Below are 12,607 nucleotides of genomic sequence, written 5' to 3'. Positions count from 1 at the left end.
AGGAAATTCCTGGCTATGATCCGGGGGCATGACCTACGATGCGGTACGTCTACTCCCCAGATCCGTCCTCTTTGGTGACCCCGAGTACGCCGGCCCTTGCATCTCTCCGGACGGCACGCTGCTGGCCTATCTCGCACCCCATGAGGGAGTGCTGAATGTATGGATAGGGCCCCGCGATAATCCTGGTGTGGCACGCCCGGCGACCCGGGACCGCGGGCGTGGAATCCGCGCGTACGGGTTCTGCCACGACGACAGCACGCTCTTCTACCTCAAGGACGAGGAGGGAAACGAGAATTGGCGCCTGTACCTGCTCGACCTCGGTTCCGGGGAAGAACGGTGCGTCACGCCGTACGAGGACGTCCAGACACAGGTCCTCGCACACAACCCGTGGCACCCCACCCGTATGGTCCTGGGCCTGAACCGGGACCGGCCCCACCTCCACGACCTCTACGAGCTCGACCTGGTCAGCGGCGGCCTGTCCGAAGTGTGCGAGAACCCCGGCTTCTTCGGCTGGCTCATCGATACGGACCTGCGGGTCCGCGGCGGCCTGAGCTACAGCGACGACGGCGGCAAGGTACTTCACCTGGGCACCCGGGAGGAGGGGTTCCGGCCATGGAAGCACATCCCGCAGGTCGACTCGGGAGGCAGCGGCTTCCGGGGCTTCTCACGCGATGGCTCCTCGCTCTACTTCACCTCGTCCGTGGGCGCGAACACATCCCGGCTGTTCGTCCGGGACATGGAGACCGGCGCCGAGACGGAGCTCGCCGGCGATCCCTCGTACGACGTGAGGGGGATCGTGTTCGATCCCAACACGCAGCGCCCTCAGGCCGTCTCCTTCGAGAAGGAGCGACTGGAGTGGAGGTACCTCGACATCGGCTTCGGGACCGAGGTCGGGTTTCTGCGCGAAGCCCTGGTCGCCGCGCGAGCGCCGGACGGGGAGCTGGACGTCCAGCGGAACGAACGGAGCGGACGGCTGTGGAACGTAACGGTGAGCCCTTCGGACGGCCCACTCCACCTCTACCTGTACGACCAGGACGAGCGACGGCTGCGGCTGCTCTTCCATCACGCCCCGGCCCTCACCGGCGCCCCCCTGGCGATGATGGAGCCGTTCGACTTCCGTGCCAGGGACGGGCTTCACGTGCATGGGTACGTCACCTATCCCCGCGGTGTCCCCCCCACGGCGCTGCCCGCCGTGGTCAATGTCCACGGCGGTCCCGAGGCGAGGAACTCCTGGGGGTTCAGCTCTGAGGCGCAGTGGCTGGCGAACCGCGGCTACGCATGCGTCCAGGTCAACTACCGGGGATCCAGCGGATACGGGAAGTCATTCGTCAACGCGGGCGACAAGAGGTGGGGAAGGGAGATGCAGACGGACCTCCTCGACGCGGTGGACCACCTCGCCGCACTCGGGACGATCGACGCGGCCCGGGTCGGCATCATGGGCGCTTCCTACGGCGGGTACGCCGCGCTGGCGGGCGCGGCGTTCACTCCGAAGGCGTTCCGGTGCGCGGTCGATCTCTGCGGCCCGTCCAATCTGCTCACCCTCCTGGAGTCCACTCCGGCGTACTGGAAGCCGGCCGTCGCGTACCAGCGCGCACGTGTGGGCGACCCCGAGACGGAGCGCGACCGCCTGTGGGACCAGTCGCCGCTCTCGCGGGTCGACGACATAGCCATTCCGATCCTCGTCGCACACGGTGCCAACGACCCCCGAGTGAGGGTCTCGGAAGCCGAGCAGATCGTCAAGGCACTTCAGAAGAATGGGCTGCCGCACGAGTATCTCCTCTTCGAGGACGAAGGGCACGGTCTGGTGCGCCCTGTGAATCGCATGCGCTACTACGCGGCCGTCGAGGCCTTCCTTGCCACACATTTGGGCGGGCGTGCCGAGAGTTGAGGAAAACCTGAGCTTCCTCAACCGTGTTTTCGCCTCCAAGAAATAGGCACACCCATCACGTTGACAATCCCGGAAGGGTGATCCTAGGCTCCGCTGCGTTGACGAGCGGCTGGTTGGCCAACCGTTCACCAATCCCATGGCCATACTCGAAGACTGGAGATATTCATGGATCGCTCTCGCCTTATCGCCGTCGCCAGCGGAATCATCGCCGTCGGTCTCGCGGCAGGTCCGGCGGCTGCCGCGGACAGCTCCGCGGAATCCCCCGCGAAGTCGTCCTACAGTGTGACCTCGACTTCTGCGGGAACGCTGGCCGACGACGTGCTCGGGACCAACGACTTCCCCTGCTGCGTCTAATCAGCGACCACGGGTGGCTGCCCGCGCAAAGGGCAGCCACCCGCACCCGACACACGAGAAAGGGGCTGAGGTGAAGGCACTCCGAAGGGCTTATTCGTCATTCCAGCGAAATCACTCCCCCCGGGCGACGACCCTCCTCCTCACCGAGGCCCTGGTAGGCGCTTCCTGTGTGGTCTCGAGCCTCGAAATCCTCTGCTCCGCGAGGAGGAGGGCCCCCGAGTCGGCCATCCTCCAGTGGCCTCTGGTGCGACGAGGCCTGCCGGTCGGGCCCGCATGGCTCACCCGTGTCCTCGACGCGACCAGCGGTGCCGAGCGGGACGAGTACATGGAGGTCACACGGCTTGCGGCGGCCGTCACCCTCCTGGTGGCGGGCCGGGACAGCCGTGCGAGAACGCTCGCCCTGGCGAGCCTCACCGCCACGTCGGCGCTGCGTCACCGCCGCTACGGGTTCCAGTCGGACGGTTCCGAGCAGCTCCTGTTCCAGATACAGCTGGCCTCGGCCACGGCCCGTCTCGGCGGAAAGAACACGCGGATTGCCGATGCCTGCTTGTGGTACATATCGCTTCAGTCCACACTCGCCTACGCGGTGGCCGGCTACTCGAAACTCGCCGGTGCGCACTGGCGTTCAGGCGAAGCCCTTCCCGGAATTCTCCGCACCGAGACGTACGGAAGCGGTACGGCCTTCCGGTGGGTGATCGGGCATCCTGGCGCAGCCCGGCTCGCAAGCCACGCAACGACTGCCGGGGAATGCCTTTTCCCACTGATCTTCTTCGTCAAAAAGGGGAAAGCCGCGCCACTTTTCCTGCTGCCCGCCGGAGTCTTCCATCTCACCAACTCCGGGGTAATGGGCCTGGGGCGCTTCTTCTGGGCATTCACGGCTTCGTATCCGGCACTTCTTTACACCACGCAAAAGCGCGCTTCGAAAGTGGAGATCCGTGAGCACTGAGACCCGACTTCCTGCGATAGCGGCGGGATCGACACTCGGTGCGATGCTCTTTGGCGCGGGGCGCCAGGTCGCACGGCACAGGAGGGTGTTGACCGGCCGAGGCGACGAGCAGTTCCTGACCGCCGCTTCCGGAAACAGACTCTCATTCCGTGCGAACACGGCCGCGGAACCTGGAAGACCCGATCGAACACTGATTGTCTTCGAGTCGGGCTTCATGGCCACCATGGAGCACTGGACCTGGATCTCCGAGGAATTGAACGGAAAAGCGTCCACGGTTTTCTACGACCGCAGCGGGTACGGCCGCAGCCGGCACGGCCACGGCCGGCAGCGGACACCGCGGCCGCTCACCCCGCGCACCGTCGTGTCCGACCTGGTCGATCTCGTCCGGCACACGAGGGGAGGGCGCCGCGTCGTGCTCGTCGGCCACGCGATGGGTGCCGGGATCGTGCTCCGGGCCGCCGCGGAACTGGAGGACGTGGTCGCCGGAGCCGTACTGCTCGAACCCCCGGTCGTCACCGCGGCCCCGGGCCGGCATCGCACCCCCGCGATTTCCCCCCTCTTCGTCGGATCGATGCGCATCGGCTGCGGCGACCTGCTGCCCCGGCCGTCCTGGGCCGGTACGCTCCCCGAGCACAGCGCCCGGCTCTGCGACGACCAGTACCGGGACGCGCGCCTGTGGGAGGCTGGCAGGAGGGAAGCGGCCGTCAGCGCGGACCTCGGCGTCCACGAGGCTCTTCTCGCGAGCGTGCGGGCGCCCTTGGAGGTCATCGCGCACCGCGATGCAGACCTGACCGGTTACGGCGACCTCCGGCACGCGACACACCGCGTGCTGGACGGCTTCCGCCCCGGACGGCTGCTGTTCTCGCGCCGCGCCGCCGAGCGTGCCGCGGCGATCGTGTGCGCGTCCGCCGAACGCTCCGCGGCGATCGTCTCCGCGACCGGCGAGCGTGTGCTGTGAGCGGGATCGTACGACGCGTTCTGCGCGAGGGCCGCGTGGGCCGCCGTCGGAGCTCGCTCACCGCCACATGCGTCGAGGTGGCCCTGGGGGCCGCCCTGACCTTCACCGTGCTGAGCCAGCACCCGCTGCGCTCGTTCGACCGGCTCCGCGGGTTCGACCCCACTCTGCAGATATTGCCCGACTGGCGGCTGTTCGCTCCCCAGCCCGTCATGCACGACTTCCACCTGCTCTGCCGCGCCGGCGAGCCGGGCCGCGAAGGCGAGTGGCAGGTGGCGTCCACCATCGCGAGGCGCTCGGTGTCCCAGGTGGTCTGGTACCCCGAGCGGCGACGGGACAAGGCCTTCCTCGACCTCTGTCAGGAGGTGTCCTTCGCCGCGGGCGAGGGGTCCTCTCCCGCACTGGCCACCCCCGCCTACCGGATCCTCAGGGACTACGTCGGCGGGTACCTGGCCGCCACGGGCCGCACCGACGAGACGTTCCAGTTCATGATCATGAGGACGGGCGGTCACGACTCCGAGGAGCCGCCGACCTGCACCTTCCTCTCGCCCCACGAGACGAGGAAGGCGGCGGAACGGTGAACTACCTCGTGGTGGGACTCCAGTTGTCTCTGCTCGGCACGCTGCTGGTCTCCGGCATCGGAAAGATCCGGTCCCCGCGGGACTCCCGGGTCATGGTGGAGGAGGTGCTGGGGCGTACGGCTCCGGGGCTGCGGCGGTACGCGCCTCTCGGCTCGGGGGCGCTGATCGGCGCGGAGCTGGTGACGGCGGTCGCCCTGGTACCCGGACTCCCTTTCCGCGGCTTCGGGTTCGCCGCCGCACTACTTCTCTTCTCCGTCTTCACCGGGGTGGCCGTCCACTCGTCCCGGTCCCGAACGAAGATCGTCTGCGCCTGCTTCGGGCGGGCCGCCTCCCCTCTCGGTGTCCGGCACGTCGTACGCAACGCCCTGCTGACCGCGATGGCAGCCGGCGGCCTCGCTCTCGTGTTCATCACGGGTTCCGGTGCGGGAGAGCTCGCCGGCCTGGCACTCGCCGCGGCCTTCGCCCTCATCTTCACCGTGGTCATCGCCTTCCTCGATGACATCGTCTCCCTCGTAACGGAGTAGCAGAAATGGTCTTTCTCGTCGCAGGCGTGGTCCTCGTCGGTGCGCTCGGCCTTCTCAACCTGGCCCTGTCCCTCGCCATCGTTCGCCGGTTGCGGCGCCAGGAGGAACAGCGCCGAGCCGTCGACCCCCACGCGGCTTCCGGTCCCGAGGTGGGCGCGAAGCTGCCGACGTTCTCGGCACCCGCCATCGGAGGCGAGGTGTTCGCCTCGGAATCGCTCGCGGGCGGTCCGGCGGCTCTTTCGTTCGTCACCACCAGCTGCGGTGCGTGCGACGAATTCGTAGCGGACATGCCGGATTTCGCCGCCCAGACCGGCCTGGACGATTCCCGCATCGTGGTCGTCATCGCCGGCGAACAGGGCAAGGCCCGGCAGATGGCGGATCGCCTCGACGGCCTCGCCACGGTGGTCTTCGAGGAGGCTCCCGGCGACATCTCCTCCCTCTACTCGATCACCGCGACCCCGACGACCGTGATCGCGGACGCCGACCAGTACGTCACTGCCACGCACACCGGTTCCAAGCCGAACCTCCCAGCGCTTCCGGCGTAATCGACGCCGGATACGTGAGCACGACCTGTACCGGAAGGAGAAGCGCTGGTGAAGCTTCTGACCAGGATGGGCGATGCCCTCCTCGACAGACTCGCGCCGGAGGCCACGGCGAAGGCCGTCTGCGGCGACTGCCAGGCGATCGAGATGGGCTGCGGATACAAGCAGAACAAGTGCTCCGGGGCCTACCTGTACAAGCGCTGCTGCTGCATCGGCAGCTGCGGCGCGAGCTGCCCCGTCGGCACCTGCGGGCCGTGGCAGCTCTGCGGTGCCTACTGCTGAAGAACCTGCCGGAATACCGACCCAGCGAAAGGTGATCTGCCCGTGAACCGCTTCACCCGACTCGGCAACGCGATCCTCGACAGGCTCGCGCCGGAGGCCACGGCCGCCGCGTGGAACAACTGCTCCCAGGGGTGCCCCTCCTCATACCCCTTCAAGGAGACGCACTGCTACGGCCCCAAGATGTACGTCCGTTGCTGCACCACCATCGACCACTGCAGCTCGTGGCAGTACTGCGGCCTTCAGTGCGCGTGATCTGGGCCCCCCGGGCCCCCGCCCCCGAAGAATGCGGGTCTCGCTGGTGAAACGACCACTTGATGGGAGATGGAACCCACATGACCCTGTTCACCCGACTCGGCAACGCCATGCTTCACCGGTTGGCACCTGAGACATCGGCAGCGGCGTGGTCGCCGTGCACCTCTGGCTGCCCCGACGGTCACTACTGGGATTCGAAGTGCGTCGGCGCCACGCTGTACGTCAGCTGCTGCAAGTTGGGCCCAGGTTGCACTCCCTGGGTCAGCTGCGGTCCCCAGTGCGCCTGATCTGAAACAGTCTGTGCTCCCGCCGATCCATCGGCGGGAGCACAGGCGGAGGGGTTCTTATGACCACCGTCGGAGGCTGGCGGGAGTTCCTCTCCCGCACGGTCAGCATCGTCGCTCTCACCTGGCGCGCCAGTCCGGGCGCCTTCCTCGTCTATCTCTTCTCCACCCTCGTCCAGGGACTGATACCCGCCGGTATCGCCCTTCAGCTGAAGTGGCTCCTCAACCAGATCGGCCAGGACCCCGCTCAGTCCGATCCGGGCCGCCCCGGTCCCCTCGGCCTCGTCATCGGCATGGCCGTTCTGGGACTGCTCGCCGGTGTGCTGCCCCTGACGGCCCAGTACGTACGCTCACGACTCACCCGCAGCATCGCGATGCGCGTTCAGTACGACCTGTTCTCCTCGGTCAACAAGTTCGACGGCATCGAGAGGTTCGAGTCCCCCCGCTTTCTCGACAGTCTCCAGCTCGCCCAGCAGTCGGCGATCGGGGCACCGGAGGCGATCACCCAGTCCCTCTTCGGGCTGATCCAGAACACGCTCTCCGTGTCCGGTCTCCTCACGGTGCTCTACTTCATCTCCCCGACGATGACGGTCCTGACGGTGGCGGCCGCCCTTCCCGCGCTGGCCATTCAGCTCCACCTCAGCAAGCAGCGCGCGAAGATGGTGTGGTCGATCAGCCCACGCAACCGGCGCCAGATCTTCTACCAGAGCCTGATGACCAACGTCTCCGCCATCAAGGAGACAAAGCTCTTCGGGATCGGCCCGTTCCTCCTCGACCGGATGAACCGCGAGACCCGCGCCATCAACGCCGCCGAGGAGCGGGTGGACCGCAGGGCGCTCCTGACCCAGGCTCCCCTCGCGGTTCTCGGCGCCGTGATCGCCGGCGCCGGCATGATCTGGATCATCGACGCCTCGATGTCCGGCGCCTTCAACGCCGGTGACATCACCGCCTTCATCACCACGATCGGCGGCGTCCAGGCCTCGCTCACCTCCACCGTCTCCCTGGTGACGAGCTACCACCATGCCCTGGTCCTCTACGGGCACTACGTGGAGGTGACCACGACCGCCGACGACCTGCCGGCCGCGCGCACCTCCGGCGCCACCCCCGCGCTGGCCCACCGCATCACGTTCGACGACGTCTGGTTCCGCTACAGCGAGGACGGACCGTGGGTGCTCCGCGGTGTCAGCTTCACCATCGAGCAGGGGAGTTCCCTCGCCCTCGTCGGGCTCAACGGAGCCGGGAAGTCGACCCTCGTCAAGCTGCTGCTGCGCCTCTACGACCCGGAGAAGGGCTCCGTCCGCTGGGACGGCACGGATCTGCGCGACCTCGATCTTCCGAGCCTGCGCGACCGGATCAGCGCCGTCTTCCAGGACTTCGTCCGCTACGACCTCTCCGCGGCGGAGAACATCGGCGTCGGAGACGTGCAGCGACTGGACGACCAGTCCCGTGTCGAGGCCTCGGCGAAGGAGGCCGGCATCCACGAGCACATCAGGGGCCTCCCCCGCGGCTACCACACCCTGCTCTCCCGGACGTTCCCCGACATGGAGGGCGACCCCGACGCCGACTTCGGGGGCGTCGCACTCTCCGGCGGACAGTGGCAGCGCCTCGCCCTCGCACGGGCCCTCATGCGCGTCGGCCGGGACCTCCTCGTCCTGGACGAACCCAGCTCGGGCATGGATCCGGCGGCAGAGCAACAGCTGCACGACCAGCTGAAGGTCTACCGGGAGGGGGCCACGAGCCTCCTCATCTCCCACCGCCTCGGTGTCCTGCGCGACGCCGACCGCATCGTCGTCCTGGAGGACGGACGGATCGCGGAGTCCGGGACGCACGACGAACTCATGGGGATCGACGGGGAGTACGCGAGACTCTTCACCATTCAGGCGTCGAACTACACCGCGACCAGCGAATCCGGAGCAACCCTGTGAACGCACGCATCCGCCCTTGGCACCTGCTCGGGTTCGTCCCCGTGTCGGCGGTCGCCGTCGTGTGGTGGGTCAAGCGCGCCTACGTGGCCGTCAATGTCGACGGAAGCAGCATGGAACCCACGCTCCACCCCGGCGCCCGGGTCATCGTCCGTCGGGGCGCCCGGCGTCTGAAGGCCGACGACCTGGTCGTCATCGCCCAGCCCGATCCCATCTTCGGCTGGCCGCGGGACGGTCGCCCCGCACCCCGGGGTCTGGACGAAGCACCGTGGAACATCAAGCGCGCTGTCGCGCTGCCCGGTGACCCCATGCCCGCCGGATCGTCACAGCAGGGCCCCGTGCCTCCCGGGCACATCGCCGTCAAGGGCGACAGCCTGTACAGCAGCGACTCCCGGCAGTTCGGACCGTGCCCTCAAGACCAGGTCCTGGGGCGTGTGGTGCGTGTCCTGCGGACGGGTGCGCCGACTGCCTGACGACACAGGCGAGGGAAGATTCGGCCGGATGTACGAATCGTCCGTGCGGGTGAGAGCGGGTCTGAGCCGCGCAATGTGCGGGGGCTCCGGCCGTCCCCCTTTTCCGGAGGCCTTTCCGGGCGTCCCCCTTTTGCACGCGCCCGTATTTTCCCGGGCGCCCGCAGCGGGTACGACTGACAGGTAGCACCGATCGGTAGGTCCCCCCGATGCGGCGAGGTGAGTACCCGGATGTCGGCAACACGGCCCGTACAGCCCAAGGTGACCGAGCGCGAGGCGCGGCAGGTCGCGGAAGCGGCCCGCGAGCAGGACTGGCGCAAACCCAGCTTCGCCAAGGAGCTCTTCCTCGGCCGCTTCCGGCTCGACCTGATCCATCCCCACCCGACCCCCGCCGACGAGGACGTCCGGCGCGGCGAGGCCTTCCTGGCCCGGCTGCGGGACTTCTGCGAGCGCGAGATCGACGGGCAGCGCATCGAGCGCGAGGCCCGGATCCCCGACGAGACGGTGCGCGGGCTCAAGGAGCTCGGCGCCCTCGGCATGAAGATCGGCACCGAGTACGGGGGCCTCGGCCTCACCCAGGTGTACTACAACAAGGCGCTCGCCCTCGTCGGCTCCGTCAGCCCGGCCATCGGCGCCCTGCTCTCCGCCCACCAGTCGATCGGCGTGCCGCAGCCCCTGAAGATGTTCGGCACCAAGGAGCAGAAGGACGCCTACCTGCCGCGCTGCGCCACCACCGCGATCAGCGCCTTCCTGCTCACCGAGCCGGACGTGGGCTCCGACCCGGCCCGGCTGGCCACCACCGCCGTGCCCGACCCGGAGGACGACGACACGTACGTCCTCGACGGGGTCAAGCTGTGGACCACCAACGGGGTGGTGGCCGACCTGCTCGTGGTCATGGCCCGGGTCCCGAAGGCGGACGGTCACCGCGGCGGGATCACCGCCTTCGTCGTCGAGGCGGACTCGCCCGGCATCACCGTCGAGCACCGCAACGCCTTCATGGGCCTGCGCGGCCTGGAGAACGGCGTCACCCGCTTCCACCGGGTGAGGGTGCCCGCCGCCCAGCGGATCGGCGCCGAGGGAGTCGGCCTCAAGATCGCGCTGACCACCCTGAACACCGGCCGGCTGTCCCTGCCCGCCATGTGCGTAGGCGCCGGCAAGTGGTGCCTGAAGATCGCCCGGGAGTGGTCCGGGGTGCGCGAGCAGTGGGGCCGCCCCGTCGCCCGGCACGAGGCCGTCGGCGCGAAGATCTCCTTCATCGCCGCCACCACCTTCGCCCTGGAGGCGGTGGTGGACCTCGCCTCCCAGATGGCCGACGAGGACCGCAACGACATCCGCATCGAGGCCGCCCTCGCCAAGCTCTACGGCTCCGAGATGGCCTGGCTGATGGCCGACGAACTGGTCCAGATCCGCGGCGGACGCGGCTTCGAGACCGCCGAGTCCCTCGCCGCCCGCGGCGAACGCGCCGTAGCCGCCGAGCAGCTCCTGCGCGACCTGCGCATCAACCGGATCTTCGAGGGCTCCACCGAGATCATGCACCTGCTGATCGCCCGCGAGGCCGTCGACGCCCACCTCTCCGTCGCCGGCGACCTCATCGACCCCGAGAAGGCCCTCGGCGACAAGGCGAAGGCCGGTGCCCGCGCGGCCGGCTTCTACGCCCGCTGGCTGCCCAAGCTCGCCACCGGCCCCGGCCAGCTCCCCGGCACGTACCGGGAGTTCCACCCGGCAGGCCACCCCGACCTCGCCACCCACCTGCGCTACGTCGAGCGCGGCGCCCGCAAACTCGCCCGCTCGACCTTCTACGCCATGTCCCGCTGGCAGGGCCGGATGGAGACCAAGCAGGGGTTCCTCGGCCGGATCGTGGACATCGGCGCCGAGCTCTTCGCGATGAGCGCCGCCTGCGTGCGCGCCGAGCACCTGCGCGAGAGCGGCGACCACGGCCGCGAGGCCTACCAGCTCGCCGACGCGTTCTGCAGGCAGTCCCGGCTGCGCGTCGAGGAGCTCTTCGGCCGGCTGTGGGCCAACACCGACGACCTCGACCGCAAGGTCGTCGAAGGGGTCCTCGGCGGCACCTACACCTGGCTGGAGGAAGGGGTCGTCGACCCCTCCGGAGACGGCCCCTGGATCGCGGACGCCGCCCCCGGCCCCTCCACGCGCAAAAACGTTCACCGTCCCCTGCGCTGACCTGCCATCATCGGCAGCAGATCGGACGGATGTACGAGTACGGACGTACGGGCACCAGCACCGGTACCGGCACGAGCACGAGGCGGGCGAGGACGATGGCGACGGCCGAGGAGGACCGGGCCTGCCGGCGGCTGGCCTGGTGCGTGGCGCACCTGCTGCGCCACGCACCGCACCACGTGGTGGCCGATCTGATCGACCGCCTCGACGGGCCCACCCGCAAGTACCTGTGCCGCGACCAGTGGCTGCCCGCCGCCGCCGTCACCCTCCTGCTGCGCCACGGCACCGACGCCGACCGGCACTACATCGCCCGCAACCCGCACGTCGTCGGCCGCCCGCTGCCCGGCCTGCCCGGCCCGGCGCGGTACGCCGCCAGGCCGGGGCCCTCGCCCGAGCTGCTCGCCGAGACCGGCCCCGGTCCCCTCACCCCCGACGAGCTGGTCCGGCTGCTGCGCCGGCACGGCCGCCGCCCACGGATCCCGCTCACCCTGCTCCGCATGCCGCACCTGCTCGACCTCCACGACCCCGAGCCGCTGCTGCGCGCCCACGCCCGCGCCCCGCTGCCGGCCGGCGCCGTCGAGGCGCTGCTGCTGGCGGGCGGTCTGCCCCGGCAGGCGTGCCGCGAGCTGCTCGACGCGCGCACGGGGGACACGTACGGCCGCCACTGGTACCGGCCCGCCGTCCGCGCCGTCCGCATGGGCCTGCTGACCTGCGACGAGCTCGTCGCGTACGTGGCCCCCGCGCCCCGCACCCTGCTCCTCGGCCACCTCTCCGCCACCCGCGGGCTGCGCTGGACCCTGCCCGAACAGGCCGAGATGCAGTCGGCCGTGCACCGCGCCCTGCGCCCCGCGCTCGGCGACGACCCCCGGCTGTGGGCCGAACTGGGCCGCCGGGCCCCCGCCTTCCGCGGCACCCTGCCCGAGCTGGCGGCCGCGCTGGCCGCGGGCACCCCGGCCGCGCCCGGCGACGTACGCCACGACCCGGCGCTGGCCCGCGCCGTCCGCCACCTCGCCCCGGACCCTGCCCCCGCGGAGCCGGCCGGCGCGTGGGAGCGCGAGCTGGCCCTGGTGAGCCTGGCCGTGCCGATGGACACCGCCGCCGAGGACGTCCGCTGGGTCCGCGACTGCCTGGACCGGGGCCTGCTCACCGGCGCCGACGTGGTCCGGCACAAGGTCCCCGCGTGCTGGGCGCTCGACGAGGACCAGTGGCTCGGCGACACGGGCCACCCCGACCGCCACGACCGCCCCGCCGCCGTGCTCGCCGCCCGCGCCGAGGCGGACCGGCTCTTCGACGCGGCCCTCGGCGACGACCCCGGGGCCTGGTGGCGCGCCGCCCGGGCGCTCCCCGACTTCGCCGGAACCATCCCCGAACTCCTGGCGCGCGTCACGGACGGGGACTCCGTGTCCAAGCGTCCGTGAGTTGCGGCAAC

Annotated in this window: 12 protein-coding genes; all 12 read left to right on the top strand. The window is 69.7% G+C overall.

From position 1 onward, the window contains the following. Positions 1–28 precede the first annotated feature (28 nt). The 12 genes from ACZ597_RS00250 to ACZ597_RS00195 all read left to right on the top strand — a co-directional run bounded on the left by ACZ597_RS00250 (position 29) and on the right by ACZ597_RS00195 (position 12,596). Entirely contained in the window at positions 29–1,888 is a 1,860-nt protein-coding gene (locus ACZ597_RS00250; RefSeq protein WP_471322952.1) for a S9 family peptidase, read from the top strand. Positions 1,889–2,486: 598 nt separating this feature from the next. Next, on the top strand, positions 2,487–3,188 hold the full coding sequence (locus ACZ597_RS00245; RefSeq protein WP_471322949.1) for a hypothetical protein: 702 nt from the start codon (positions 2,487–2,489) through the stop codon (positions 3,186–3,188). A 43-nt stretch (positions 3,189–3,231) separates the two neighbouring features. Continuing rightward, the gene (locus ACZ597_RS00240; protein WP_471322946.1) at positions 3,232–4,146 is read left to right on the top strand and encodes an alpha/beta hydrolase; all 915 of its coding nucleotides are present in this window, start codon (positions 3,232–3,234) and stop codon (positions 4,144–4,146) included. A gap of 35 nt (positions 4,147–4,181) precedes the next feature. Beyond that, the gene (locus tag ACZ597_RS00235) at positions 4,182–4,724 is read left to right on the top strand and encodes a hypothetical protein (protein WP_471322943.1); all 543 of its coding nucleotides are present in this window, start codon (positions 4,182–4,184) and stop codon (positions 4,722–4,724) included. Beyond that, entirely contained in the window at positions 4,721–5,248 is a 528-nt protein-coding gene (locus ACZ597_RS00230; protein ID WP_471322940.1) for a MauE/DoxX family redox-associated membrane protein, read from the top strand. Before ACZ597_RS00235 ends, ACZ597_RS00230 begins: the two co-directional genes overlap by 4 nt. A 5-nt stretch (positions 5,249–5,253) precedes the next feature. Continuing rightward, a complete protein-coding gene (locus ACZ597_RS00225; protein ID WP_471322938.1) occupies positions 5,254–5,793 on the top strand; it encodes a TlpA family protein disulfide reductase in 540 nt (179 codons plus the stop codon). 48 nt (positions 5,794–5,841) lie between these two features. Continuing rightward, positions 5,842–6,072 carry a hypothetical protein gene (locus tag ACZ597_RS00220; protein ID WP_471322936.1) on the top strand — a complete coding sequence of 77 codons (231 nt, stop codon included), beginning with the start codon at positions 5,842–5,844 and terminating at the stop codon, positions 6,070–6,072. A gap of 42 nt (positions 6,073–6,114) precedes the next feature. Next, the gene (locus ACZ597_RS00215; protein WP_471322934.1) at positions 6,115–6,324 is read left to right on the top strand and encodes a hypothetical protein; all 210 of its coding nucleotides are present in this window, start codon (positions 6,115–6,117) and stop codon (positions 6,322–6,324) included. Positions 6,325–6,670: 346 nt separating this feature from the next. Continuing rightward, positions 6,671–8,533 carry an ABC transporter ATP-binding protein gene (locus ACZ597_RS00210; protein ID WP_471322932.1) on the top strand — a complete coding sequence of 621 codons (1,863 nt, stop codon included), beginning with the start codon at positions 6,671–6,673 and terminating at the stop codon, positions 8,531–8,533. Next, complete coding sequence (locus ACZ597_RS00205; protein ID WP_471322930.1) at positions 8,530–9,003, top strand: S26 family signal peptidase; 474 nt, start codon at positions 8,530–8,532, stop codon at positions 9,001–9,003. The genes ACZ597_RS00210 and ACZ597_RS00205 overlap by 4 nt, the downstream gene beginning before the upstream one ends. 228 nt (positions 9,004–9,231) lie before the next feature. Further along, positions 9,232–11,181: an acyl-CoA dehydrogenase family protein gene (locus ACZ597_RS00200; protein WP_471322928.1), complete on the top strand. Its 1,950-nt coding sequence runs from the start codon at positions 9,232–9,234 to the stop codon at positions 11,179–11,181. A gap of 29 nt (positions 11,182–11,210) precedes the next feature. Beyond that, positions 11,211–12,596 carry a hypothetical protein gene (locus ACZ597_RS00195; RefSeq protein ID WP_471322925.1) on the top strand — a complete coding sequence of 462 codons (1,386 nt, stop codon included), beginning with the start codon at positions 11,211–11,213 and terminating at the stop codon, positions 12,594–12,596. Positions 12,597–12,607: the final 11 nt, after the last annotated feature.

It is taken from the genome of Streptomyces sp. NPDC040718, from assembly GCF_055593565.1.
The sequence above is the reverse complement of the archived record's forward strand: the minus strand, read 5'-3'. Positions and strand labels throughout refer to the sequence as shown.